Source organism: Streptomyces sp. SA15 (assembly GCF_002291145.1).
GTDB lineage: Bacteria > Actinomycetota > Actinomycetes > Streptomycetales > Streptomycetaceae > Streptomyces.
Map to the genome: position 1 here is coordinate 141,445 of NZ_NTGE01000058.1, position 25,736 is coordinate 167,180.

A 25,736-nucleotide genomic window follows, 5' to 3' on the forward strand; every position below is an offset into this window, starting at 1 on the left:
GACGTGGCCGCGCCGTCCGCTGTCCGCCGCGACGGCTTCAGCCGCCACCATGATCCCCCGTTTTCCACGCAAGGAAAGACCACACGTATGCCTTCCGCGTCCGGGACGACCCCCGGCAAGCTCCCCTTCGTCGTCTGGGTGCTCGCCGCCGGCACGTTCCTGATGGGGACCACCGAGTTCGTCGTCGCCGGCCTGCTGCCGGAGCTGGCCGGTGACCTCGGCGTCAGCGTCTCCCATGCCGGCCTGCTGATCACCGCCTTCGCCATCGGCATGATCGTCGGCTCGCCCACCATGGCCATGGCGACCCTGCGGCTTCCGCAGCGCCTGACGCTGGTCCTGGCCCTGTCCGTGTTCTGCCTCGGACATCTCGTCGCCGCTCTCAGTACGTCCTTCACGATCGTCCTCGCCGCCCGCGTCGTCACGGCCCTGGCCACCGGAGCGTTCTGGTCCGTCGGCTTCGTCGTCGCCACCACCGCCGCAGGCCCGCACAACGCCACCCGCGCCACGGGCGTCATGATCGGCGGCCTGACCCTGGCCAACGTCGTCGGCGTGCCGATCGGCTCGTTCGCCGGCCAGTTCACCGGCTGGCGCGGCCCCTTCTGGGCCCTGGCCGTCCTCTCCGGGCTCGCCGCCGTGTTCATCGGCCGCTTCATCCCGGCCCGGGAGCAGCGCGTCCAGGTGTCCCTGCGGGCCGAGGTCGGGGCTCTGCGCCAGGGCCGGCTGTGGCTGGCGCTCGGCGCCGCGATGCTGATTATGGGCGGTGTCCTGGCGACGTACACCTATGTCACGCCGCTGCTGACCGACCGCGCGGGCATTCCCGCAGGCGCCGTACCGCTGGTCCTCATCGCCTTCGGCGTCGGCGCCCTGGGCGGCACCACCACGGGCGGCCGCCTGGGCGACCGGCGTCCGATGGCCACCACCATCACGGCCGCCGCGGCCACCGCCCTGGTCCTGTTCCTGATGATCCCGTTGTCCGGCAATCCGGTGACGGCTACCCTCCTGGTCTTCCTCATGGGCCTGACCGGCTTCACCGTCAACCCGGTCGTCACCGCCCTCGCCATGCGCTTCGCGGGCGACGCCCCCACCCTCACCTCGTCGCTGACGACCTCCGCCTTCAACACCGGCATCGCCGCCGGTTCGGCGATCGCCGGTACGGCCCTGGACTCCTCCCTCGGCCTGACCGGCCCGCCCCTGGTCGGCACCGTCATCGCCGCCCTGACGCTGCTGCCCCTCATCGCCCTCGCCGTCCACGGCACCTCCCGCCAGGGCCGGATCGTGGCCCGGAGCAGCTCTCCCACACAGCGGCGACACGACGAACCCGCGCAGGTGCCGTCGCAGCACTGACTCAAGCCTGGATCCGCGTACGGCCGACGACATGCCAGCAAGCGAGAGAACTCCGCACATGACTGTGAGCAGCACGGCCTTCACCGGCAAGGTGGCCTTCGTGACCGGAGCCGGCTCCGGCATCGGCCGCACCACCGCCGTCGCCTTCGCCCGCGCGGGTGCCCGCGTAGCCCTGGCCGACCTGTCCGCGGACGGACTGCGGGAGACCGCACGGCTCGTCGAGGAAGCGGGCGGACCGGTTCTGGCCCTCACCCGTGACGTCACCAGCGAAGACGAGGTGGGGTCCGCGCTGGACGACACCATCCAGGCGTTCGGACGACTGGACGTCGCCTGCAACAACGCCGGAGTCGAACAACCGGTCACATCGGCCGCGGACATCACGAAGGACGAGTGGGACCGTGCCGTCGGTGTCAGCCTGACCGGGATGTTCCTGTGCATGAAGCATCAGATCCCCTGATGCTTCAGAACGGAGGCGGCGCGATCGTCAACGCCTCGTCAGGTGCCGGCGTCAAGGGCTTCAAGGGACAGGCGGCCTACGCCGCCGCCAAGCACGGCGTCATCGGTCTGACCCGCTCCACCGCCCTCGACTACGCGGCGTCCGACGTCCGCGTCAACGCCGTCTGCCCCGGCATCATCGACACCGAGATGATCCAGCGCTTCGCCGAAAGCACCCCCGGAGGACGGGACGCCCTGGTCGCGGACGAGCCGATCGGACGCCTGGGCACGCCGGAAGAGATCGCGGCCGCTGTGCTCTGGCTCTGCTCGGACGCTGCCTCCTTCGCCACCGGCCACGCCCTGGTCGTCGACGGCGGCCAAACCGTCTGACGGCGGCGCGGCAAGGCGTCGTGCCGCCGCAGCTCATCCAGGCACCCCTGACATCAGTCGTGCCGCCACATCTCCTCACCTGAAGGGGCACCACCCGTGAATCCCAGCTACGACTTCACCGGCCAGGTCGCTCTTGTCACCGGAGCCGGCGCCGGTATGGGCCTGGCCACCGCCCGCGCGTTCGCCGCGTCCGGAGCCGCCGTCGCCCTCACCGACATCGACGAAGCGGCCCTGACGGCAGCCGCGAAGGACCTCACCGACGCAGGTCATCGGGTCCTCTCTCTCACCTGTGACGTCAGCGACGAGGACCAGGTCGCCGCCGCAGTGGACCGAACCGTCGAGACCTTCGGCCGCCTCGACATGGCCTACAACAACGCCGGCATCCAGATCCCACCCAGCGACGCCGCCGACGAGCCCGCCGAACGATTCGACCGCGTCAACGCCATCAACCTCCGCGGCGTGTGGGCCTGCATGAAGCACGAGCTGCGGCACATGCGTGCCCAGAGCAGCGGCGCGATCGTCAACTGCTCCTCCCTGGGCGGCCTGGTCGGCCTGCCCGGCCGCGCCTCCTACCACGCCTCCAAGCACGGCGTGATCGGCCTGACGAGCAGCGCGGCGCTCGAATACGCCCCGCGCGGCATCCGCATCAACGCCGTCTGCCCGGGCACCATCGACACCCCCATGGTCAGCGACATGATCGCCAAGGGAGAACTCGACCGCGCCGAGGCCGAGGCCAACCAGCCCATCAACCGGCTCGGCACCGCCGAGGAGATCGCCCAGGCGGTCCTGTGGCTGTGCAGCCCCGGGGCGGGTTTCGTCGTCGGCATCGCCCTGCCCGTGGACGGCGGCTACGTGGCCCGCTAGGGACCACCCACGCATCGACAACTCTGGAGAGACACCATGGAATTCATCAAGCAGCAGCCCAGCAGCAAGGCCCCGGCGGACTGGTTCACCGGCGACGTGTGGTGGGACGTCATCGTGGCCGGCCAGGCCCCGTCGAGGATGCGTGCCAACCTGGTCCGCTTCTCACCGGGCGCCCGCACCAACTGGCATTCCCACGCCGTGGGCCAGACCCTGCACGTCGTTTCCGGGATCGCCCTCATCGGCACCCGGGACGGCACTCTCTTCGAGGCCCACCCCGGCGAGACCGTCGCCTGCCCGCCGAACGAGGAGCACTGGCACGGCGCCGCCCCCGACCGGTTCATGGAGCACATCGCCCTGTGGGAGGGCACAAGCGACGGCACCCCCGAGACCAGTTGGGCCGAGCCGGTCACCGACCGGCAGTACAACGGCCCCCGCACCCGCGACCAGTAGCCCCCGGCCCATCGATCAAGCGTCCGGGCTCGTTCAGGACGCCACAGCGTCCCGGGGACGGCCGCATGTCTCGTCCCGCGTGCACCTGCCCCCGATGACGTCGGTCAGTCACTCCCGAGGGAGCGCCAAGGGGGGAAATCTCCCTGCCACGCGAATTGCCGGTGGTGCGAGGCTCCCCAAGTGACCGGTAGCCGCTGCCAGAGCGCGTGGTTGCCGACTTCCCGCGGTGACGACGCCGCTCTCCCCTCCCGCCGATGTGTGCGGCCGATCCCTCCGCGATGCGAAGGCGTACGGTTCCCTCATCGGCGCGGAAGAGGCGACGGCCGCCGTCCAGCCGTGTCTCTTGGCTCGATCAGCACGGACTACTACACGTGTCTGGGCTGGGCGACCTCCTCGCGGCGCAGTCCTTCAACCGTGACCCCGGCGCCTTCCACGCACCGCAGTTCCCGGCAGGGCCGTATGCAGGCGTCGGCTCCATGCTCGACATCCTCGCCCGCGTTATGCGGCTGGACGACAACGAGGGGGCTGTCTCTTCCAGTTCGCGGCCGAAACCCCGTCCGCACGTGGCGCCGCGGCGTGCGGCGGATCCAGCCGCGACTGCAGCGGATGCCGGGCGACGTCACCTCCTTCGCCGCGATGCGATGGTGCAGGGCGGCGGTGACATCCTGGTGTGGAACGCGCGGCGGCCGGGCTGGTCACCGACTTCTCCGGTGTCCGGGGGAAGCACCGCAACTACCCACGGCTCCTGTCCACCGAACCGACGCTGTGTGGCCCGGACGCCGACCCTGCCCCGGGTCTCCCACCCACGAGCGGCTGCGCATCCTCGCCTCCTGGGCCGACCAGAAAGGTGGCGCCGTCGTCTACCGCGTCAGCCAATGGCCTGAGGGCCGCACCCGATCGACTGGTCTGCGGCTGCTCGGGGGTGAGGCCGGGGCCTCTCGGCGCGGGTGGCGCGCATCAGCGCGAGCGCGGTCAGCGGTACGAGGGTGAGCGCTGCCGCTACTGTGCCGACCAGCGGCGGTCCTGCTTGCCCCAGCGGTGAGGCCAGCGCGATGCCCGCGGTCCAAGAGCCGAGGGCAATGCCCACGTTGGGCGCCGCGCCGCTGAGCCCGGAGGCGAGGGTGGGCGCGGAACCGGCGAAGCGCAGGGCCAGTGCGCCGAGCGCCGGGGTCGGGGCGAAGCCGGTCATCCCCAAGAGGGTCACCAGCACGACGGCCGCCACGGGGCTGGGGGAGAGCAAGGTCAGCAACAGCAGCACCAGCGTGGTCGCGGCGGCGGCCGTGATGAGCGTGGCAAGGGGTCGGCGGTCGCCAAGGCGCCCGCCGATCGTGGTGCCCAGCAGGGCGCCCAAGCCGTAGCCGGTCAGGACCACGGGCACGGCTCCAGCGGGGATGCCGGCCCGCTCGGTGAGCAAGGGCGAGATGTAGGTGTACGTCGCCAGCACACCGCCCATCAGCAGCGTCATGGAACTCAGCGTCAACCAGACCCGGACATCCCGCAGCGCGGCGAACTCGGCCCGGGCGGAAGGCGCTTCGCGCCGCTCGTCGGCAGGGATGTACCGGCCGATGACCGCCGCCGCGCCGGCTGACAGCGCGGCCAGCACCCAGAACGGCCCTCGCCAGCCCGACAGTTGCCCCAGCCACGCGCCCAGCGGCACGCCGGCCACGGTGGCCACGGTCATACCTCCGAGGAGCATGCCCAGAGCCCGTGACGTCGCAGCCGGCCCTGCCGCGGTCGTGGCCACGATCGCGCCGACGCACCAGAAGGTCCCGGTGGCCAGTGCGGTCACCACGCGGGCCACCAGCACGAGCGCGAAGGACGAGCTGAGCGCGGCGACCAGGTGCCCCAGAGCGAAGACGACGAGCGCGAGGATCAGCGTGGAGCGCCGGGGCAGGCGCAGCGTCGCGACAGCCATCACAGGCGCCCCGACGGTCATGCCGACCGCGAACGCCGTGATCAGCAGACCTGCCTGAGACAGGGAGACATCCAGATCATCGGCGATCTCGGGCAGCAGGCCCGCGATGACGAATTCGGTGGCGCCCATGAGAAACGTTCCGAAGGACAACACCAGAACAACGAAAGGCAGTTTGCGGGGTCGGTCGGCGGTCGTGGATGACATTCGATGGGATTCTCTTTTTCAGGGTCATGTGCGACCGCGGCGGGGTGGCGGCCCGTAGAGCATCGCACCGCATGGGCGTTCTGTGAGGGGGAGGAATTTCTCCCTGCTTCATGGCGAAAGCGGCGAGTCCTTACCGGTGGCCGCCGCTTTGCGGCCTGCGCCGGGCGGCCACGGCCGAGCCTGCCAACAGCGCGAGGGAGGCAAGGGTGAGCCGGCCGGCGAGGGACGGGCAGTCCGACGGTGTGTCGTAGCCGCCGTCATCGAGCCCGGCCTGACGTTCGAAGTGGTTGAACGCGCCGGGGAAGAACGCCTCGTCCAGGGCGTACAGCGCGGGGAAGGCGGCAGGGCCGCCGACGAGCGAGAAGGCCGCCCACTGGTCGGCGTGCCGGGCCTCGTGTTCGGCCAGGCGCTGCGTGCGCGGCGAGCCCACATCCATGTGCTGGTCGGTCAGGAAAACCGTGCCGAACATGGTGCCGGCGCGGACGACCCCGTCGTTCAGGACCACAGCGGTAGTCCCGTTGTCGCCCTGACGTACCTCGCCGCCCTTGCCGAGGCCGTAGAGCAGGGCCGCTCCGGAGACCGGCGCGTTGACCACCAGACGGGTGTTCCCCCACAGACCTCCGTCACCTTCGGATCCGGCCACGGCGAATGCAGCGCCAGACGCCAGCTGCACCGCCGCCCCGACCGCGACCACCCCGCGCCGCAGCCGGGACGACGCCCGCCCCCGCAGCGTGCCGACGACGGCGAGGACAAGGCCCACGAGGCCGCCACAGAGCAGGCACGCCACCCACCACAATGCTTTGCGGGCTCTTCGGTTCCCCGGCCGCATGGCGGGCGCCCCTCGCTCCGGGGCCGCAGGCCGGTGTTCCGCGGAAACCGTGGGAGCGGGCCGGTCCAGCGTCGACGTCGTCACGGGCACCTCCCGAAGTCCCGGTCGGCGCTCGTGACAGAGATGACCTTGCTCATCGTTTCCTTGCGTTCCGTCGACGGTTTCCAGATCATGCACAGGAATTTCCAGGGCGTGATCCATCAGCGAGAAATACTCGATTTCCGACCCTCACACGCGGGGGTGGGCCCGAAAAGAGGAGAAATCCATCCGGGAAGAAGAACATCCCGGTAGGAAACTCTCCCCCCTTGCCGGGCAGTACGTCGGACCAGGCACGTTGGGCGACGAGGGTCCGCAGTTGATCCGCGGTCATCAGCGGTCCGTCCGAGCCGCCGGGGCGGACGGTGGAGCGAATCCCGGTAGACGTAGCGAGATGACCGTCGACTCGTGGACATTCGAGGCCGGTGGAGTCCATCGAGTCGCCACCGTCGCGCGCGGGTCGAGGCCGCCGTAGCGTGGGCGTCCGGCGACCACGGCGGAGTTGGTGCGTGAAGCCGTCGGCCGGGTTGCCGTCTTTGACCTGCACGGCGAAGGCCGTCCAGTCGTAGAGGCGCTCGCCCTCGACGCCGTCGCTGCAGGAGGGGCATCCCAGCGGTCACGGGTTTCGCGCAGTGGAACAGGTCATCGGCGCGCTTCACGGCCGGCCGGCGCGGCTTGCCCGGCGGGCCGTGGAGCGGGAGGGGGACCGGGGCGCCGAACATGTACGGCACCTTCCGCCCCTGGCACCAGGCCCGAAGCTGCGGGCCACGGCCGTAGCCGGCGTCGGCCGGTACCCAGGAGAACGGCGCTTGGGCCGCGCAGGCCCTGCTCCAGCATGGTGATGGCCAGTTCGGGCTTGGTGGTGAAGGCGATCCCGTGGGGCACCCCGCCTGGCGGCACCGGTCGCGGTTGTCCGTCCATTCCCCGGGCAGACAATGGATGACGCAATCGCGAACCGCTCACGCAGCCGGTCGGCGTCCCACACCGACCCGTTGAGGAGCCAGCGCATCGGTCTGCGCTCACATGCCCGGCACGCTCCGACAGTGTCCAGCCGTTCTTCTTCGGCAGCTCCGTCAGCAGCCCCGTGATGAACTGCGAGATCACCACCCGAGGCCCCGGCCGGTTGAACAAGTACCCCGATGAACCAGTCAACGCGGGCAATTCAGCATCCCGCCCGCCCATCTGCTCAACCGTCACACCACCGGCGCGTATCAGCCGGCTGGATTCTGTGCCTCTCCTCGCACAATTGGTCCGCTGGTGGAGGTGCCGGTCCAACTGGCGAGGATGTCGAGGGCCTCGGCGGAAGGGGAAGCGGGCTCGGGAGTGAGGATGACGAGGGATTTACATGGTCACCCGCCCCCGCTACGCCTCCATCGGCGAACTGTGGATCATGCCCACTGACCAGCCCTGACCTCCCCACGCCCCCAGACGCCGCCGCACCACGCCCGAGTGACACGGACGAACCCGCAGTTCACTCGGCCGTGCCACTAGCCGCCGATCGCGGACATCGGCCGGTCCGGCTGGACGAACGTCGGGTCGTCGAGGCCCGCGCCCGCCTTCTTGCCCCACATCGCCTCGCGCCAGACGCGGGCGATCTCCTTGTCGAAGGCGCCGGAGCGCAGGGCGGTGCGGAGGTCGGTCTCCTCTCGGGCGAAGAGGCAGGTGCGCACCTGGCCGTCGGCCGTGAGGCGGGTGCGGTCGCAGGCCGTGCAGAACGGGCGGGTGACGGAGGCGATGACGCCGACGCGGTGCGGGCCGCCGTCCACGATCCAGCGCTCGGCCGGGGCCGAGCCGCGCTCGTCGGAGCCCTCCTCGGTGAGGTCGAAGCGGGTGCGCAGGGAGGTCAGGATGTCCCCGGCGGTGATCATGCCGTCGCGCTTCCAGCCGTGCTGGGCGTCCAGGGGCATCTGCTCGATGAAGCGCAGTTCGTAGTCGTGTTCCACCGCCCAGGCGAGGAGGTCGGGGGCCTCGTCGTTGTTCAGTCCGGGCATCAGGACGGAGTTGACCTTGACCGGGGTCAGGCCCGCCTCGCGGGCGGCGTCCAGGCCCTCCAGGACGTCCTGGTGGCGGTTCCGGCGGGTGAGGGTCTTGAAGACGTCCGGGCGCAGGGTGTCCAGGGAGACGTTGACCCGGTCCAGGCCCGCCGCCTTCAGGGCGGCCGCGGTGCGCTTGAGGCCGATGCCGTTGGTGGTGAGGGACACCTGGGGGCGCGGCTCGAGGGCCGCGACGCGCTCGGCGATGCCGACCAGGCCGGGCCGCAGCAGGGGCTCGCCGCCGGTGAAGCGGACCTCCTTGATGCCGAGGGAGGTGACGGCGATGTCGATCAGGCGGACGATCTCGTCGTCGGTGAGCAGGTCGGGCTTGGCGAGCCACTGCAGGCCCTCTTCCGGCATGCAGTAGGTGCAGCGCAGATTGCAGCGGTCGGTCAGCGAGACCCGCAGGTCGGTGGCCTGCCGGCCGTAGGTGTCGATCAGCATGTTCCTGAGACCGTTCCTGCCCCATGCCCCGCCGGCTCCGCCACTGCCCCGGACGCACGGTGGATCGGGCCGCTGACCCGGGCCAGAGGCAAGCCACTCGCTCGTCCGGCGTGGGCGATGATCTCGGCGGTGATGGAGATGGCCGTCTCCTCGGGGGTGCGGGCACCGAGGTCGAGGCCGATCGGGGACCGCAGTCGGGCCAACTGCTCCTGCGTGACGCCTACTTCGCGCAGACGGAGAAGGCGCTCCTCGTGGGTGCGCCGGGAGCCCATCGCGCCGACGTAGCCGACGGGCAGGTCGAGTGCCCGCTGCAGCAGCGGGATGTCGAACTTGGCGTCGTGGGTGAGCACACAGATCGCGGTACGGGCGTCCACGGCCGTCTGTGCCAGGTAGCGGTGGGGCCAGTCGACGACCACCTCGTCGGCGTGCGGGAAGCGTGCCGTGGTGGCGAAGACGGGGCGGGCGTCGCACACGGTGACGTGATAGTCCAGGAATCGGCCGGCCTGCGCGAGGGCGGCGGCGAAGTCGACGGCGCCGAAGATCAGCATGCGGGGGCGGGTGGCGGCGGCGTGGACGAGGACGGAGAGCTTCTCGGGGCAGGTCTCGGCGTCTCCGCCGAGGGCGAGGCGTGCTGTGCGCCCGGTGCGCAGTTGGGCGGTGGCCCGGTCCGCCACCGTCCGGCCGGTCGGCCCGTCGCCGAGCGCGCTGTCGGCGATCCAGCTGTCGCCGAGGACGCTCAAAGTGGCGCCGACCAATCCCTCGGGCCCGCCCACGACCTGGGCGACGGCGGCCGGCCGGCCCTCGACCGCCTCGGCGAGCGCCGCACCGAGATGCGGTTCGACGGCCGGATCGACACGCTGCACGAGCACATCGAGTTCCCCACCGCAGGTCAGTCCCACGGCGAAGGCGTCGTCGTCGGAGTAGCCGAACCGGGCACGTTGTGGAGCACCATGCTCGTCGAGCACCTGCCGGCACAGTTCGTACACCGCGCCCTCGACGCACCCGCCGGAGATGCTGCCGATGGCATTGCCGTCGGCGTCCACCGCCACCGACGTACCGATGGGCAGGGGGGCGCTGCCGGTGACGTCCACGATGGTGGCCAGGGCGAAGGGGCGTTCCTCGCGGCACCAGCGGTGCAGTGTGTCCGCGATGTTGAGCATGGGGGTCTCCAGAGCAGACGGTCGCTGTCGCAGAAGGTGAGCGGGCCGCCGCCGCGTCGACGGGGGCGCATGCGCGGCGGCGGCCCGGGGAGGTCCGGCAGCCGTACGGGGGGTTCGGCTGCCGGACCGGCTTATGGACGTGCCGGGATCAGAGCAACGTCTCGGCGGTGATGGGCAGTTGGCGGATCCTGCGGCCGGTGGCGTTGAAGACCGCGTTGCCGATCGCGGCCGCCACACCCACCTGGACGACCTCGCCGAGCCCCTTGACGCCCAGCAGGTTGCCGGCGTTGTCCTCGCCGTCCAGGTAGGTCGCCTTGATCTCGGGGACGTCGGCGTTCACGGGCACGAGGTAGTCGGCGAGGCTGGAGTTCACGATCCTCCCGTCACGGTGATCGGTGACCGTGTGCTCCAACAGAGCCTGGCCGATGCCGCCCACGATCCCGCCGAGCGCCTGGCTGTCGGCGAGCTTCGGGCTGATGATGCGCCCCGCGTCGTACACGCCGAGCATCCTGCGCACCCGCACCAGCCCCAGGTCCGCGTCCACAGAGACCTCGGCGAAGGTCGCGCTGTAGGCGAAGTAGGCGGACCGCTCGGAGCCAGGTCCCTCGTAAGAACCGTTCGCCTCCAGGTGGGAGCGGTCGTGGCGGGCCAGCAGGCTCTTGTACGTCTCCCCACGAGCCGTGTTCTTCCGGTCGTGCAGCCGGCCGTTGCGTACGACCACGTGGTCCGCGTTTACCCCGTACAGCGGCGACTCCCGGTCCTCCACGGCCAGCTTGATCGCCTGCTGCCGCACCTTGTTGCAGGCGTCGACGACGGCCGAGCCAACGCTGGCCATGGTCGACGAACCGCCGTGCGGCGAGGTGAACGGATACTCCGAGTCTCCCAGCCGGAACGTGACCGTGCGCATGGTTAGCCCGAGGGCGTCCGCGGCGACCTGGGTCTGGGAGGTGTACGTGCCCGGCCCCATGTCGGTGGTGGCCGCCTCCACGACCGCCGTGCCGTCGGCATCCAGCCGCGCCCTGGCCTGCCCCGGATACCGCCCGCAGTCGTAGGCCCCGGCGGCCATGCCCAGGCCGATCAGCAGGTTCCCCTCCCGTGTGGAGCGCGGCTTCGGGTTTCGGCGGTCCCAGCCGAACTCGCGGGCGCCGACCGTGTAGCACTCGCTCAGCCGCCGGGTGGAGAATGGCTCGTTGGTCGACTCGTCGTCGGCCGGTTCGTTGCGTCGGCGCAGCTCGATCGGATCGATTCCGAGTTCGTGCGCGAGCTCGTCCATGGCCGACTCGATCACGAACGACGCGGGGGCGAAGCCGGGCCCGCGCATCCAGATCGGGGTGTTCACGTCCAACGGTACCTGCCGGTATGCCTGGCGGACGTTGGGCATGCTGTACATCATCTGACCCGTGCCCAGGACTGCCTCGAAGAACGTCTCGTACGACGACGTCTCGTGGTCGATGTCGTGGATCGCGGCGTTCAGCCGGCCCCGCCGGTCGCTGCCGAGGCGCAGCCGGTACTCGTAGGCCGGCCGGAATCCGGTGCCGAAGTACATCTGCTTGCGACTGAGCACCAGCTTCACCGGGCGGCGCGTCACCCGCGCGGCCAGCGCGGCGACGATCGTGTGCGGCCAGCAGCGCAGCCCGCTGCCGAACCCGCCGCCGACGAACGGGTTGATGACCCGCACCGCGTCCGCCGGCAGGTCGAAGACCGCGGCGATCTCGTCGCGCGTGCCCATCACCCACTGCGTCTTGTCCCACACCGTGAGCCGGTTGCCGTCCCAGCGGGCGATGGTGGCGTGCGGCTCCATCGGGTTGTGGTGGTTGCGGGCCAGCTCATACGTCAGGTCCAGCCGTACGGCCGACGAACGCAGACCGGCTTCCGCGTCCCCGCGCGCATAGGGCGTCGGCTCACCCGGCTTGGCCTTGGTGATGTCCGTCGAGGGACGCTCGGCGTCGTAGCGGACCTTGACCAGGCTCGCCCCGTGCTGCCCGGCCTCCAGAGTGGTGGCCACCACCACGGCGACCGGCTGACCGTGGAAGAGCACCCGGTCGTCCTGGAATACCCGAAGCCTGCGCCCGGCCGGGTTGTTGGACCCGGAGTTGTCGCGGTACGGCAGCTTCGGCGCGTTGCCGTGGTGGATCACCCGCACCACACCGGCGTGTTTCTCGGCGGCGCGCGTGTCGATGGATCTGATCCGGCCGCGGCCGATGCCCGCGTCGACGATGACGGCGTGTACGACTCCGTTGAGGTCGTGCTCGGCGGCGTACTCCGCCTTGCCGGTGACCTTCAGTACGCCGTCCACGCGGGACAGCGGTGCGCCTACGGCTGCCTGCGGCTGGGGGCTCATTCCATCTCTCCTACGGTGCGCAGCTGGCGTTCGACGGTCCGTTTCAGGAGCTCGACCTTGAACCGGTTGTGCTGAAGGGGGCGGGCGCCGTCGGTGGCGTGGCTCGCGGCCTCGGCCCACAAACCGTCCGAGGGGCGCTCGCCGATCAGGGCCCGCTCGACGGCCGGCAGCTTCCACGGCACCGTGGCCACACCGCCGGCGGCGACCTTCGCCTCGCGGATCACGCCGCCCCGGATGTGCAGTGCGACGGCCGCCGAGGCAAGGCCGAACGAGTAGGACTGCCGGTCGCGGAGCTTCAGGTAGGCCGACTTCAGCGGACGCGGATAAGCCCGGATCTCGACCGCCGTGATCAACTCGCCCTGCCTGATCGCCTGTTCGCGGTGCGGGGTGCTGCCGGGACGGAGCAGGAAGTCGCCGAAGGGGAGGCTGCGCTCCTTGCCGTCCGGGGCCTGGAGGTGGACGGTCGCCTCCAGGGCGGTGAGGGCGACGGCGAAGTCGGAGGCGTGGGTGGCCACGCAGTGGTCGGAGCCGCCGAGGATCGCGTGGCCGCGGTTGTAGCCGTTGATGGCGGCGCAGCCGGAGCCGGGCTCGCGCTTGTTGCAGTCGGCACCCACGTCCCGGAAGTAGGTGCAGCGGGTGCGCTGCATGATGTTTCCGCCGATGGTGGCCATGTTCCGCAGCTGAGCCGAGGCGCCCCGCAGCGCCTGGGCGGCCACCGGGAAGAGGGCGTTCAGCTTGGGGTCGGCGGTGGCCGCGGACATCGGGACCAGGGCGCCGATGCGGATGCCGCCGCCCGCGGTGGCGGTGATCTCGCTCAGGGGCAAGGCGCTGATGTCGACGAGCGTGTCAGGGGTTTCGACGGTCTCGCGCATTAGGTCGACCAGCGTGGTGCCGCCGGCGATGTAGCGGCCGCCGCGTCTGCCGGCGGCCAGGGCTTCCCGGACGCTGTCGACGCGAGTGTAGGAGAAGGGGTGCATGGTGGCCGCTCTCTACTTGCGGGCGGCGGTCTGCTCGACCGCGCGCACGATCTTGACGTAACAGCCACAGCGGCAGACGTTGCCGCTCATGTACTCCCGGATCTCCTCCGGCGAGCCGGTGTGGCCCTCCTGGATGCAGCCGACGCCGGACATGATCTGCCCCGGAGTGCAGTAGCCGCACTGGAAGGCGTCCTCATCGACGAACGCCTGCTGCAGCGGGTGGAGTTCGTCGCCGTCCGCCAGCCCCTCAATGGTGGTGACCTCGGCGCCCTCCAGCCGCACCGCCAGCGTCAGGCAGGAGTTGACCCGCTGCCCGTCGACCAGCACGGTGCACGCCCCGCAGGCCCCGGCGTTGCAGCCCTTCTTCGAGCCCGTCAGGTCGAGGTGCTCCCGGAGCAGGTCAAGCAGCGAGGTGCGGTTGTCCACAGTCACCGTCCGCCGGGTGCCGTTCACCGCCAGGGACACACGGCTGGAGGGGGCCGCACCCGTGGCGGTCGCCTCCTCGGCACCGGCCAGGAACGACCCTCCAGCCACCACGACACCGCCCACCGCGACACCGGTGGCGATGACGGTGCGCCGACTGGGCCCCGAGGCGGACTCACCGGCTCCGGTGGGCGGAGAAACTGAAGAATCAGAGAGTTCAGAGGACATGCGTTCGCCTTTGCATCACGGACGGATCAGTCGTGCACACCAGCGGGAGACCTGAGCACGAGATCGACGCCACCGCGGGAGACTGGGTGACCGCTCGCCTCGAAAGGGCGGCTGATCACGCCGGAAGTCTTGCACCACAGGCATCACCCATGGCAGGGAGAGTTTTGTCCCCCCTTGCTTTTCCTTGGCCTTCCCTTGGTTTCCCTGCCCGCAAGTAAGCGCTAGGTGAAGGCGGCTGGTCGGGGTTCGGACAGCAGCGCGGCGGCCTGCTTCGGGTCGGTGGCGAGCACGGAGAGCCGTGCGGCGAACGGCGAGAGGTCCATGGCGAAGCCGAGGGCGGCCGGCCGTCGCGCACAGAGGCCAGCCGTCTGCACCTTGCTGGGGAACGTGACATCCGCCGCCCTCACGTCCTCGTCGCCTCCTGTGCGTAGCACTCGGAATTTGCCGTGACGTCCGGAAGGGATCCGGTGGCCGGAACTGGTCTCCGGCCCTTCAATGACTTGCGTCTGCCCGCAGGAGGGAGAATTTCATCCGGGGAGTAAATCATCCAGGGAGGAAACTCTCCCCCCTTCCGCCCTGGTGGGGAAGGCATCCTGGGATGAAACCGACCCCCTCATAATTCGAAGGTTTCATGCGACAGTTACATGCATGGAAAGCAGCATACATTTGAAGGAGCTGGGTGAATTCCTCAAAGCCCGGCGAGCGGAGTTGAGTCCGCGCACGGTCGGGCTGCCGGAAACCGGAGGGCCACGAAAAGTGCCCGGTCTGCGACGAGACGAGGTCGCCCGGCTGGCCGGGCTCAGCAGTCCTCATTACACCCGCCTGGAGCAGGGGCGCACAGGACCGTCGGCGGCCGTGCTCGCGACGCTCGTCCGCGTCCTGCACCTGAACGACGAACAGCGGGATCGCCTGTTCGAGCTGGCCGGCAAGGTGGGGGTCAAGGTCTGTCGGCGGCCGGCGCAGAAGGTCCAATCCCAGCTGCAACGGTTCCTGGACGACATCCCATTCACCCCGGCGCTGGTACTGGGGCGGTACATGGACATCCTCGCGTGGAACTCGTCGGCAGCCAACTTGTTCACCGACTTCTCCCTGCTGCGGGGGAAGAAGCGGAACTTCATCCGGCTCCTCTTCGCCGAGCCGACGATGAAGGAGCTCTACCCGGACTGGGAGCGTGTCGCCCACGCCTGCGTCACGCAGCTGTGGATGGAGGGCGCCAAATGCCCTGGAGACACGCGGCTGGCCGAACTGGTGGGTGAACTGTCCGTGGCCGACGCCGACTTCCGGCGATGGTGGGGTGCCGAGCACGCCACGGCGCTGAGCGTGGGAACACAGACGCTGCGGCACCCGGTCGTGGGGGAGATCACGCTCGACTGGGACAGCTTCACCTGCACCACCGATGCCGAGCAGCAACTGGTGATCTGGACCTCCGAACCCGGTACGGCATCGCACGACAACCTGCGTTTGCTCTCCTCGTGGACGGCACACCCGCCTGCACGTGCATCCGACGCTCACTGACACGTTCCGCGCCTTTGCCTACTGCCCAGGCCCGTGCTTCCGGTGCTTGTAGTCGACAGCTTTCCATCCGGCGAGAAAGACGGCGGGGAGTTCCCTCTGGGAGAAAAACATCCAGGGAGAAAACTCTCCCTCCCAGAACTGATGCCGATGATGCGAGACTGCCCGGCGTGACCAACCGCGGGCCTCGCAGCATGTGCGAATTCTCCAGCGCCCGGTGGTGATGAGGTCACGGGATTCGCCCCGGCCCTGCCGATGCGCAGGCCAGGTGCCCTGCCCGCCGAGTCCGAAAGCGTATGTATGTCCCCCACTGAGTTCACCGATCCAGACGCTTCGCCCCCCACCGACTCCATCGAGTCCCCGGCAGCGCCGACCCGGCGCACCTTCATCGCGACGACCACTGCTGTTGGTGGTGCCGTCGTCACCGGCGGTCTCATCGCCGGATCGACTCTTGTCGATGCGGAGGAAGCGGCAGCCGACGAGGCCGCACCCACGAGCCGTGTCTCTTTGACGGTGAACGGCTCTCGGCGAACGGTCACCGTCGACAACCGCACTTCGCTCCTCGACCTGCTGAGGGAGCACTTCGGTCTGACCGGCTCGAAGAAGGGGTGCAACGCCGGCGCCTGCGGCGCGTGCACGGTCCTGGTCGACGGCCGGCGCGTCAACTCCTGCCTGACCCTGGCGGCACGTCTGGAAGGTGCCGAGGTCACCACGATCGAGGGCCTGGCGAACGGCGACGAACTGCACCCGCTGCAGCAGGCGTTCATCGAGCAGGACGCCTTCCAGTGCGGCTACTGCACGCCCGGACAGATCGTCTCCGGTGTCGGCTGCATCCAGGAGGGCCACACGGGCTCGCCGGAGGAGATCCGGGAGTGGATGAGCGGCAACATCTGCCGCTGCGGTTGTTACGTGAAGATCGTGCGCGCGGTGGAGCAGACCGCGGGCCGGAAATAAGGAGCGGACGCCATGCATCCCTTCTCCTACACCCGTGTCTCCAACACCCGTGAAGCCCTCGACGCCGGTCGCGGTGGCGGGCGTTACATCGCCGGGGGCACCACCCTGGTCGACCTCATGCGGGAGACCGTCGAACGCCCCGAGACCCTGGTCGACATCACCGGCCTGCCGCTGAGCGAGATCACCGTCACCGAGCGTGGGGGCTTGCGCATCGGTGCCCTGGTGACCATGTCCGAGGCGGCTGCGAACCGGAAGGTGCGCACCACGTACCCGGTCGTCTCCGAGGCGCTGGAGCTGAGCGCGTCGGCCCAGCTGCGGAACATGGCGACCATCGGCGGCAACATCATGCAGCGCACCCGCTGCACGTACTTCCGCGACGTGACAGCCGACTGCAACAAGCGTGAGCCCGGCTCGGGTTGTGCTGCACTGCACGGCGTCAACCGCACGCACGCCATCCTCGGGACCTCCGACGCCTGCGTGGCGACGCACCCGTCCGATGTCGCCGTGGCCTTCGCCGCCCTGGAGGCGCGGGTGCACTTGCTGGGCCCGGACGGGACACGCCAAGTCCCCTTCGTCGACTTCCTGTTGCGACCCGGCAGCACCCCACAGCACGAACAGGCCCTGCGTCGGGGTGAGTTGATCACCACAGTGGAGATCCCCGCTCTTCCGCGCCCGCTCAGGTCCGGCTATCTGAAGGTGCGTGACCGGCAGTCCTACGAGTTCGCCCTGACGTCGGCGGCTGTCGCACTGCACGTGCGTGGCGGCGTGATCCGCCAGGCGAAGGTGGCCGCCGGGGGCGTGGGCACGGTGCCCTGGAAGCTGCCCGCCGTCGAGCAGCACTTGGTCGGTGAGCGTCCCTCGGAGTCGTTGTGGGCGGCAGCCGCTGAGCGAGCTGCCGATGGCGCCCGCCCGCTGCAGCACAACCGTTTCAAGGTCGAGCTGCTGAAGCGGACCGTCGAGCGTCAGCTGCGCGTCGTCGGAGGTACCAAGTGAGCCTCCAACCGCAGGCCGCCGTAGGTGCGTCGCTGTCCCGGGTGGACGGTCGGCTGAAGGTCACCGGCCAAGCCCGGTACGCCGCCGAGTTCGAGATGGACGGGGCGGTGCACGCCGTGATCGTCGACGCGAGCGTCGGACGCGGCCGTATCACCTCCGTCGACACCGGCGCCGCCGAGAAGCATCCGGGTGTGCTGCGAGTGATCCACCACGGCAACGCGCCGAAGCTGCCGTACCGCGACAACTCCGGGTCCAACAACCCGGCCGGGCGCAGACTGCGCGTCTTCCAGGACGACCGGGTGCTCTTCCACGGTCAGCCGGTCGCCGTGGTGGTGGCGAACACCTTGGAGGCCGCGCAGCACGGCGCGAGCCTGGTCAAGGTCCGCTACGACGCCGAACGGCCCTCGACCGACCTGGCTGAGGCCGAGCCGGACAAGCCGACGAACTACGCGCGCGGTGACGCGGAAGCCGGCCTGCGCTCCGCACCCGTGCGCCTGGATGTGACCTACGAGCTGGCCCGCAACCACCACAACCCGATGGAACCGCACGCCACCATCGCCCGCTGGGACGGCAACCGGCTCACCGTGTGGGACAAGACCCAGTGGATCATGGGCACGCACGATGAGCTCGCCGCGGTGTTCGACCTGCCCGCGGACAGTGTGCGCGTCGTCAACCCGTTCGTCGGCGGCGGGTTCGGCAGCGGGCTGCGCTGCTGGCCGCACACCGTGGTCGCCGCGCTGGCCGCGCGGGAGACGAAACGTCCGGTCAAGCTGGTGCTGAGCCGTCGGCAGATGTACTTCGGAACCGGCTTCCGGCCGTCGTACGCCTACCGGCTGCGCCTCGGCAGCGACCGGCGAGGCAGGCTGAACGCCGCGATCCACGACATCGACGCCGAGACCTCCTCGTACGAGACGTTCACCGAGGCCGTCATGGGCGCTGGGCAGATGACCTACAGCATGCCCAATGTCAGCCAGGCGTACCGGACTGTGCCGCTGGACGTGAACACCCCGATCTGGATGCGCGGCCCCGGCTTCGCCTCGGCATCCATCGCGATCGAGTCGGCCATGGACGAGCTCGCGGACCGGCTCGGCATCGATCCGATCGAGCTGCGCCGGCGCAACGAACCGGCGGAAGACGAGGCGGCGAACCTGCCGTTCTCCACCCGGCGGCTGCGCGAGTGCTACACCGTGGGCGCCCGCGAGTTCGACTGGCAGCGGCGGTCGTCCCGACCACGGTCGCGACGCAAGGGCGACTGGCTGATCGGTATGGGCATGGCCACCGGCGTCTATGACTGCGGGCGTTATCCGGCGCAGGCGCGGGCCCGACTGGACGCCGACGGTACCGCGGCGGTCGAGGCCGCCACCAGTGACATGGGACCGGGCACCTACACCTCGCAGACTCAGGTGGCCGCGGACGCGCTCGGGCTGACCATGCGTACGGTGACCTTCCGGCTCGGTGACTCCCTGTATCCGCCGACCTCGCCGCACGGTGGCTCGGCCACCATGGCCAGTGTCGGATCGGCCGTCGTCGACGCCTGCAACAAGGTGCGTCAGCAGGCAATCGAGTTGGCGGTCGAGGACCGCGAGTCGCCCCTGTACGGGGTGGAGGTGATGTGGTGGTGCGCGGCGGCCGGCTGCACGTGCAGGGCAACCCGGCGCGCGGTGAGAGCTACCGCAGCCTTCTGACCCGCCAGGAGCGTACCTATCTGGAAGCGCGCGGTGAGTATGCCGGGGCGCCCAGTCCCGCGCGGCGCTCCTACTTCGCTTACAACGCGACCTTCGCCGAGGTCGCAGTGGACGCGACCCTGGGCCTGGTACGGGTGCGGCGGATGCTCGGGGTGTACGACGCGGGCCGGATCATCAGCCCCAAGCTCGCCGAGAGCCAGGCGTTCGGCGGGATCGTGGGCGGCATCGGTACGGCCCTGCTGGAGCACACCGTCACCGATCACCGCGACGGGAGGATCGTGAACGCCAACCTGGCCGACTACCTCGTCCCGGTCAACGCCGACGTCCCCGACCTCAAGGCGATCTACCTGGACGGCGAGGACAACGACGGCAACCTGCTGGGCGTGAAGGGGCTCGGCGAGGTCGTGCAGGTGGGTGTGGCGGCCGCGATCGGCAACGCGGTCTTCAACGCCACCGGCCGCAGGATCCGCCAACTGCCCATCACCGCCGAGGCGTTGCTCTGACCCCAGCACATCGGCACGTCCATTGACAGGTCCGGCAGCAGGCCCCCCGTCCGGCTGCCGGACCTCCCCAGGGTCGCCGCCGCGTGAGCGCTCCCCGTCGACGCGGCGGCGGCCCGCCCCAAGCCCCACTCGGAAGAGACGGCCGTCTCCATTGTGGCGGAGATCATCGCCTCCGCGAACCTCGGCAGCGGCCTGCCCCTCTTCCGGAGAACAGGCCCGATCCACCGTCCGGTAGGTTCGATCACGCGGCCTGGAGGGCGGCGCCGTCGGCTTCGCGGCCGCTCTCAGCCGGGCCGGCCGCTTCCTGGGCTACCACGTCACCGTCTGCGATGCCCGCCCCGTCTTCGCCACCCCCGCCCGCTTCCCGTACGTGGACGACGTCGTCGTGGACTGGCCCCACCGCTACCTGGAGCGCACGAGCGTGGACGAGCGCACTGCCATCTGCGTCCTCACGCACGACGCCAAGTTCGATATCCCCCTGCTGCGCCTGGCACTCGACCTGCCCGTCGCCTACGTGGGTACCAGGTGTGGAAGCGTTTCCACCACGCCTGCTGGATAGTCAAAACCTGTGCCCGATGATGAGGTGAGCTCAGGAGCTTCGTGATGTGCCGGTCCGTGACCGGTTGGCCGTGCCCTTCGTCGGCGGCATCCGCACCGGCGACAGCGTCTTCAAGGCTTTCGCACTCGGCGCCGCGCGATACTCGTGTGACGGCCGTCCGTGTACGGCCTCGGGCTCGACGGTCAGGATGGAGTCGAGTACGTGAACCGCTAGTGGCCGCCCGCCCCGGCCCATGTCTCACGAGGGGGGTAGTACGCTCCCTCGCTGCCGCGCCGGTCAAAGGCGTCCACTGCCACCGGCTTGTCGGCTACGCCGTGCTTGGAGCAGGACACCGCTGGTGTTGAGGCGGAAGCGGGCCATAGGCACGCTCACACCAGTTGCGGCCGCCAGGGCCGGGGCGTCGGCTCCGGCGTACGCGTGCCTGAGGAGAAGCTGACGGGGGAGCAGCAGACAGCCGGCCAGCCAGTTGGCTTCTTCCTCCTGTTCTGGGTTGCATGTGAAGAACGCGTGCCCGCCGATCTGCTGCAGTTCGCGAACCTCGTGACCGAGCAGAACATGCGCCAGTTCATGGGCGATGTCGCTCTTGGTGCGCGCGGGCTCGTTGCAAGGGTTATAGACGGCCACGGTGCGCCCACCTGGCAGGTGGAAGGTGGCCGCGGAGAACGCGCCGGGCTGCAGTGCCTCGAGCTCTCGAAGGCTGTCCATGCCGACCAGTTCCTGCGCGTCGACAACCTCGACGCGCAGGTACTCAGCCAGCTGACGAATGTCCGGGGGGACATCGGAACGCAGACCGAGCTGTGTGCGCACGCGGTCCGCCAGCCGTTCCGCTTCTGACTTGAACCCTCGTCGCACTTCCTAGGCCCCTTCCTGGGGCGAGCGGCCTGTGTTCGAGGCCACCAGCTTGGTTTGCATGGTGCCGAGAAGGTCGGCGAGCATACGGCTGGCCTGCGGCGTGAAAGTAGAGGCCGCGCGCAGATGCACCTTCACCTCGGTCTCGCGGGCCGCCAGACTGCCGTACAGCTCCTTGACCAGTCCGGCGATCTTCTCGGCCGCGGCGTCGGTGAGGTTGGGGTCGCGTGACAGGTGATAGGCGATGACGTCCGGGGTGCTCTCCGTACGGAGCCGTGTGGGCTGGAAGAAGCGCTCCGGAGGGAGTCCCAGCCAATCGACGATCCGGGTGAAGTTGGCGAGGTCCGGCAAGTGCCCCTTCTCCACCCTGGCCAGGGTGTTGAACGGCACATCGGCTTGCTCCGCTGCCGCCCGCAGGCTCAGCCCCAGCTGAGCGCGATGTTGCTGTACAAGCGTCTGCAGGGCCTCGATGTCGATCGGTTCGTCCATGCCTGCCACCTCCTTCCGCCGGGCGTCTTCCAGCGCACCGTAGCGTGGTGACTCTAGGACGATCACCTGGGCGTGATCATTCCACCCCTCCGCAACGTGCCTCCTAAGTCAGTCGTACCTCTGCCGGTACACGTCGTACAGTGTGAGTCAATGCTGGTCTCTCTGGCTGCATTCCGGACCCCCAGCACCGCTGTGCACTTCTGTTCGCCTTGCCGCGTGGATCCGGAAGGGACCGCCTGATGAGCGAAACCGCACGACTGCACGCCTTGCCCCGCTCCCTGCCCGATGAGTCGACCCAGGGGATCGCGGATGCCCGCCTGCTGCCGGACCAGGAGTTCCGGGAGGCCTGGTCGAGCATCGCACTGCCCACTGACATGAAGGAGCGGATGCTCCGAGGCGCGGTGGCCAGCATTCGACTGCGCAAAGCCGTTCCCTTCGACGCCGTGCCCTTGCACGGCATCACGCTGCTCACGGGTGCACCGGGGGTCGGCAAGACCACCGTCGCCCGGGGACTCGCAGACAAGATCGCCCGCACTCTCGGCTCCTCCACCCCCTGGTTGTTCATCGAAGTTGACCCGCATGCTCTGGCCAGCGCCTCACTCGGCCGAAGCCAGCGCAGCGTGGAGGCCCTGTTCGGCACCGTCATCGAGGAGTTGGCGTTCGCCGGCCCCCTGGTGGTGCTGGTCGACGAGGTCGAGACGCTCCTCACCGATCGCGCGGCCCTGTCCATGGACGCCAACCCCATCGACGTACACCGCGCAGTGGACGCGGCCCTTGTCGGACTCGACCGGCTCGCACGTCGGCACACCGACGTATTCGTCCTCGCCACCAGCAACTTCCCCGACGCGATCGACCCGGCTCTCGCCTCCCGCGCGGACAACGTCATCCAGGTGCCGCTTCCCGACCGCAGTGCTCGGCGCTGGATCCTGGAGCACACCGTCATGGCCGTTGCCCACGCGTTCCCCGGAGCCCAGTCACTGGCCGCCGCCGATGCCCTTGACGCGGCCGCTGAGCAGGCCGAGGGCTTGGACGGCCGGCGCCTGCGCAAGGCCGTCGCCGCTGCGTGCGCCTACAGGCCGGAGACCCAGGGCGACCCGAACCGCGTCACCGTTCAGGATCTCCTGGGTGCCATCGAGCACGCTCGGGGGACCGTATGAGTGTCATCGCGCGCCGCGTCGCCTCGGTGCCCCATCGGACCTCCTCCCAGACCTGGCAGGCGATCGTCGACCTGCTCGCCCCGAGTGCCGGATCGGCCCGTACCGCTCTGCTCGAGGTCACCGGACCGGCGTCGGTGATCATTGCTGAGGAGTACACGAACAGTGCTCCCATCGTGGTTCTCCCCGCCGAAGGCCCGCGTATGAGAATCCGTACGGCCCACGGCGGTGACGCTGTCGACGCCGCAGGGGACGAGACGCCCTTGATGTCCCGCCCGCTGGATCAGCCGGGCTGGCGTCTGTCTTTGCCCTGCGCCGAGGACGACCTGGACGAGCTGCGCGCGGCCCTCGCCGGAAACTCGCAGATCAGTATCCGCGCCCTCGACGACGACGTATCTGACGAGACCAAGGCCCGCGCCGGTTCCGCCCGGATCGTCATCAACACCGACGAGTTGGAGCTGCCGTGAGCACCGCCGTCCACGTCAACACTCATGCGCACGCCGTCACTCACGTGTCGACCGGCCTCATCAGGAGCCTGCGTCAGATCATCAAGGAGAGCGGGCTCGACCCCGCCAAGATGACCAACCAGTGGCCGACTCTGGAGAACGGTGTCGAGGTCTGGCTCACCTCCAGGCACCTGCGGTCCCTCGTGCTGGAGATCCATGACCCAAGCCGACGTCACGGCGACGATCTCGTCGGGCGCTTCGACTTCACCATCAACTACGGCTACTACCCGGACGCCGACGGCGAATTGTGGCTCGACCCGGACACCGTCTATTACACCGTCCGCAAAGCCGGAGCCTTCCCGTCCCTCTGCGACTACCGCATTGTCGCCGACAACGAGCCCGGCCGTCCGGACGTCGCCGGATGGTCCACGACCAGCCTGCGCTCCACCGCCGGATTCACCCGCCACGAGGTCGGCACCGCCATCGGCGGCGGCAGCCTCGGTGCCGGGCTCTCCTACTACACCCGGACGGGATCATGATCAGCGTCAGTGAGGCTTTCGAGAACTTCAGCGGCAATCTGGAGATCACACCGACCGAGTCGGTGCAGGCCAGCAAGCGTCAACAGAGGATGCGCGAGCACCTCGACGACAGCATCCTCGACATCGCCGACACGTTCCTTACCGGTGCCTACCGGCGGGCCACCAAGACCAAGCCGCTGACCGATGTCGACATCATGGCCGTGCTCGACGACAGGACTTACCTCGACAAGCATCCGCACCAGGTCCTCGAGGACGTACGCGCGATCCTGGCGCCGATCTACGGCGAGGACCGCGTCTGTTGTGACCGGCGTGCCGTGCGCGTCGACTTCGGCGTGAAACTGGTCGACGACCTCACGGGCGACGTGGTTTCCTTCGACGTCGTGCCCGCCTTCACCGAGGACGACCACTACCTGATCCCCGACGACGTACTCGCGAAGTGGATCCCCACCAACCCAAAGGTCCACGAAGATCTTGCGGTCCAGGCGAACAAGGACTTCTCCGAGCGGTGGAAGCCCCTCGTGAAGATGATCAAGACCTGGAATCGGCACCACGGCCACCCCATCGAAGCGTCATTCCTCATCGAGGTCATGGCCCTGGAACTCGTCAAGGGCGAGTGGGTCGGGCCCTACCCACGGGAGCTGCGACAGTTCTTCGCCACTGCCGTCAACGCCGTCGCGGAGCGGTGGCCGGACCCGGCCCACTTGGGCCCGGACGTCTCCGACATCTTCGACGGCCAACCCGAGAAGCTCCAGGCCGCCCAGACGGCCCTGCGAGCCGCAGAGGCTGCGTGCACCGAGGCACTTCGGCTCGAACGTGCGGGGCGTACCGGCGACGCGCTGGCGCAGTGGCAGCTTCTCTTCGGCCCGCTCTTCACCAAGTCATGACCGCCGGCCAGCAGTCTCCTGTGCAACCGGGTGCCTCCGCCCGGATCAAGGAACGCCAAGACCAGCCAGAACACCTCAACAGACTGCTGGCCTACTCCCACCTGTACAGGACAGCGATGTGGTGGCGCCGCATCAGGACGTGGGGCAACGTCCTTCTGGCCCTGACGGCGCCGCTCCTTGCGGTGTTCCTCCCGGCGGGGGCGAGCACCCGCGGGGCGATCGCCGCCGCCTGGCTGGTACTCGGGAAGACCGTACTCAAGGGCATGGAGGGAAGCGCCACCCTGAGGGCCGCCAACATCCAGGAGCTGTACGACACCAAGCTCTTTTATCTGCACTGGAACCAAGCCCTCGTCGGCCGACAACCCGTCCCTGACGATGTCTCCTCGGCCGCTCGTCACATCCGCGAGCGGGGCCCATATCTCGACTGGTACAGCATCGAATTGGGCGACACCCCGTGGCCCGGCGACGTCCTTCTGTGCCAGCGGCAAAGCGCAGTCTGGAGCCGTCGGGATCACCACGCCTATGGCGCCTTCCTGGCGATCGGCGGCGGTAGTTGGGCTGTCGCGATCATCGTGTTCGCCCTCGTACGTGACATGACGCTGCTCGCCTTCCTCGTGGCGCTCTTCCTGCCCAGCGCCGCGGCGCTTCTCGACACCATCGAACTCGCCCGCGAGCACTGGCAGCAGTCCACCAAGCGCCGACAAGTCGAGGACGATATTCACGACGTATGGAACAGGTACCAGGCCAGGCCGGGAGACATCCCAGCCGAAGAATGCCGACGACTTCAGGACGCGACCTACCTCCTGCGGAGGGACGGCCCGCCGGTACCCAAGTGGTTCTACGACCGCCGCCGCCACGAAACCGCTGCGGTCACGAACGATGGCACCACAGCGCTGCGCTCATCGTCAGATCCCAGCTGACTGACCAGCCGCGTTGCGTCGTTCACCCTCCGTGTGGTCGTCACGGGGGGATGTTGAGGGCAGTTGTGGCTCTGGGGCGACGCGACCTGGCACGCGTCGCCGCACTGATGTGAGCTCCATGCGGGTCGAAAAGCACAGCGCTGCCCCGCAGCGGGCCAGGCCTGCATCCCGACCGC

22 protein-coding genes and 4 pseudogenes are annotated in these 25,736 nt (G+C 69.3%); 15 read left to right on the top strand and 11 right to left on the bottom strand.

Annotation, left to right across the window (positions count from 1 at the left end; translation table 11 throughout):
* Positions 1 to 87: 87 nt before the first annotated feature.
* The 4 genes and pseudogenes from CLM62_RS10360 (at position 88) to CLM62_RS10380 (ending at position 3,483) form a co-directional block, all read left to right on the top strand.
* Positions 88 to 1,344, top strand: a complete 1,257-nt coding sequence (locus tag CLM62_RS10360; protein ID WP_095749542.1) for an MFS transporter — start codon at positions 88 to 90, stop codon at positions 1,342 to 1,344.
* 58 nt (positions 1,345 to 1,402) lie between these two features.
* Positions 1,403 to 2,169: pseudogene (locus CLM62_RS51335) on the top strand (glucose 1-dehydrogenase).
* A gap of 96 nt (positions 2,170 to 2,265) precedes the next feature.
* Positions 2,266 to 3,033: a glucose 1-dehydrogenase gene (locus CLM62_RS10375; RefSeq protein ID WP_095749545.1), complete on the top strand. Its 768-nt coding sequence runs from the start codon at positions 2,266 to 2,268 to the stop codon at positions 3,031 to 3,033.
* Between the two features lie 36 nt (positions 3,034 to 3,069).
* Entirely contained in the window at positions 3,070 to 3,483 is a 414-nt protein-coding gene (locus CLM62_RS10380; protein ID WP_095749546.1) for a cupin domain-containing protein, read from the top strand.
* A gap of 868 nt (positions 3,484 to 4,351) precedes the next feature.
* On the opposite strand, the gene CLM62_RS10385 is transcribed toward CLM62_RS10380, so the two are convergent.
* From CLM62_RS10385 to CLM62_RS10420, 9 genes are all read right to left on the bottom strand, one after another.
* Entirely contained in the window at positions 4,352 to 5,527 is a 1,176-nt protein-coding gene (locus CLM62_RS10385) for an MFS transporter (RefSeq protein WP_373559129.1), read from the bottom strand.
* Between the two features lie 205 nt (positions 5,528 to 5,732).
* A complete protein-coding gene (locus CLM62_RS10390; protein WP_143658999.1) occupies positions 5,733 to 6,362 on the bottom strand; it encodes a hypothetical protein in 630 nt (209 codons plus the stop codon).
* A 269-nt stretch (positions 6,363 to 6,631) separates the two neighbouring features.
* Positions 6,632 to 7,408, bottom strand: coding sequence for a transposase (locus CLM62_RS52990; RefSeq protein ID WP_107483773.1), 777 nt, complete (start codon positions 7,406 to 7,408; stop codon positions 6,632 to 6,634).
* A 546-nt stretch (positions 7,409 to 7,954) separates the two neighbouring features.
* A complete protein-coding gene (moaA, locus tag CLM62_RS10395; RefSeq protein WP_095749549.1) occupies positions 7,955 to 8,944 on the bottom strand; it encodes a GTP 3',8-cyclase MoaA in 990 nt (329 codons plus the stop codon).
* The gene (locus CLM62_RS10400; RefSeq protein ID WP_095749550.1) at positions 8,938 to 10,104 is read right to left on the bottom strand and encodes an XdhC family protein; all 1,167 of its coding nucleotides are present in this window, start codon (positions 10,102 to 10,104) and stop codon (positions 8,938 to 8,940) included. Before CLM62_RS10400 ends, moaA begins: the two co-directional genes overlap by 7 nt.
* A 148-nt stretch (positions 10,105 to 10,252) precedes the next feature.
* Positions 10,253 to 12,445 (bottom strand): xanthine dehydrogenase family protein molybdopterin-binding subunit, encoded by a 2,193-nt coding sequence (locus CLM62_RS10405; protein ID WP_095749551.1) that lies wholly within the window; start codon positions 12,443 to 12,445, stop codon positions 10,253 to 10,255.
* Complete coding sequence (locus CLM62_RS10410) at positions 12,442 to 13,422, bottom strand: xanthine dehydrogenase family protein subunit M (RefSeq protein ID WP_095749552.1); 981 nt, start codon at positions 13,420 to 13,422, stop codon at positions 12,442 to 12,444. The genes CLM62_RS10405 and CLM62_RS10410 overlap by 4 nt, the downstream gene beginning before the upstream one ends.
* A 12-nt stretch (positions 13,423 to 13,434) precedes the next feature.
* Positions 13,435 to 14,073 carry a (2Fe-2S)-binding protein gene (locus CLM62_RS10415; protein WP_095749553.1) on the bottom strand — a complete coding sequence of 213 codons (639 nt, stop codon included), beginning with the start codon at positions 14,071 to 14,073 and terminating at the stop codon, positions 13,435 to 13,437.
* A gap of 221 nt (positions 14,074 to 14,294) precedes the next feature.
* A complete protein-coding gene (locus CLM62_RS10420) occupies positions 14,295 to 14,480 on the bottom strand; it encodes a hypothetical protein (RefSeq protein WP_095749554.1) in 186 nt (61 codons plus the stop codon).
* A gap of 241 nt (positions 14,481 to 14,721) precedes the next feature.
* On the opposite strand from CLM62_RS10420, the gene CLM62_RS10425 reads away from it, so the two are divergent.
* The 6 genes and pseudogenes from CLM62_RS10425 to CLM62_RS52665 form a co-directional block, all read left to right on the top strand.
* The gene (locus tag CLM62_RS10425; protein ID WP_095749555.1) at positions 14,722 to 15,588 is read left to right on the top strand and encodes a helix-turn-helix domain-containing protein; all 867 of its coding nucleotides are present in this window, start codon (positions 14,722 to 14,724) and stop codon (positions 15,586 to 15,588) included.
* A 297-nt stretch (positions 15,589 to 15,885) separates the two neighbouring features.
* A complete protein-coding gene (locus tag CLM62_RS10430) occupies positions 15,886 to 16,539 on the top strand; it encodes a (2Fe-2S)-binding protein (protein ID WP_095749556.1) in 654 nt (217 codons plus the stop codon).
* A gap of 12 nt (positions 16,540 to 16,551) precedes the next feature.
* A complete protein-coding gene (locus CLM62_RS10435; protein ID WP_095749557.1) occupies positions 16,552 to 17,532 on the top strand; it encodes a xanthine dehydrogenase family protein subunit M in 981 nt (326 codons plus the stop codon).
* Positions 17,529 to 19,720: pseudogene (locus CLM62_RS10440) on the top strand (xanthine dehydrogenase family protein molybdopterin-binding subunit). Before CLM62_RS10435 ends, CLM62_RS10440 begins: the two are co-directional and overlap by 4 nt.
* Positions 19,721 to 19,979: 259 nt before the next feature.
* Positions 19,980 to 20,240 (top strand): annotated as a pseudogene (locus tag CLM62_RS10445) (XdhC family protein); the annotation flags it as partial.
* 91 nt (positions 20,241 to 20,331) lie between these two features.
* Positions 20,332 to 20,489 (top strand): annotated as a pseudogene (locus tag CLM62_RS52665) (alpha-hydroxy-acid oxidizing protein); the annotation flags it as partial.
* Between the two features lie 66 nt (positions 20,490 to 20,555).
* Here CLM62_RS52665 and CLM62_RS52995 read toward each other — a convergent pair.
* Complete coding sequence (locus CLM62_RS52995; RefSeq protein ID WP_373559131.1) at positions 20,556 to 20,984, bottom strand: ImmA/IrrE family metallo-endopeptidase; 429 nt, start codon at positions 20,982 to 20,984, stop codon at positions 20,556 to 20,558.
* A 150-nt stretch (positions 20,985 to 21,134) separates the two neighbouring features.
* Positions 21,135 to 21,617 (bottom strand): helix-turn-helix transcriptional regulator, encoded by a 483-nt coding sequence (locus CLM62_RS10455; RefSeq protein ID WP_095749559.1) that lies wholly within the window; start codon positions 21,615 to 21,617, stop codon positions 21,135 to 21,137.
* Between the two features lie 239 nt (positions 21,618 to 21,856).
* Between CLM62_RS10455 and CLM62_RS10460 the strand changes: the two genes are divergently transcribed.
* The 5 genes from CLM62_RS10460 to CLM62_RS10480 are packed head-to-tail and all read left to right on the top strand — an operon-like array spanning position 21,857 to position 25,560.
* On the top strand, positions 21,857 to 22,774 hold the full coding sequence (locus tag CLM62_RS10460) for an AAA family ATPase (protein WP_095749560.1): 918 nt from the start codon (positions 21,857 to 21,859) through the stop codon (positions 22,772 to 22,774).
* The gene (locus tag CLM62_RS10465) at positions 22,771 to 23,238 is read left to right on the top strand and encodes a hypothetical protein (RefSeq protein ID WP_095749561.1); all 468 of its coding nucleotides are present in this window, start codon (positions 22,771 to 22,773) and stop codon (positions 23,236 to 23,238) included. The genes CLM62_RS10460 and CLM62_RS10465 overlap by 4 nt, the downstream gene beginning before the upstream one ends.
* The gene (locus CLM62_RS10470; RefSeq protein WP_095749562.1) at positions 23,235 to 23,756 is read left to right on the top strand and encodes an HORMA domain containing protein; all 522 of its coding nucleotides are present in this window, start codon (positions 23,235 to 23,237) and stop codon (positions 23,754 to 23,756) included. The genes CLM62_RS10465 and CLM62_RS10470 overlap by 4 nt, the downstream gene beginning before the upstream one ends.
* Positions 23,753 to 24,640 (top strand): CBASS oligonucleotide cyclase, encoded by an 888-nt coding sequence (locus tag CLM62_RS10475; protein WP_095749563.1) that lies wholly within the window; start codon positions 23,753 to 23,755, stop codon positions 24,638 to 24,640. Before CLM62_RS10470 ends, CLM62_RS10475 begins: the two co-directional genes overlap by 4 nt.
* Positions 24,637 to 25,560, top strand: coding sequence for an S-4TM family putative pore-forming effector (locus tag CLM62_RS10480; protein WP_143659001.1), 924 nt, complete (start codon positions 24,637 to 24,639; stop codon positions 25,558 to 25,560). Before CLM62_RS10475 ends, CLM62_RS10480 begins: the two co-directional genes overlap by 4 nt.
* Positions 25,561 to 25,736: the final 176 nt, after the last annotated feature.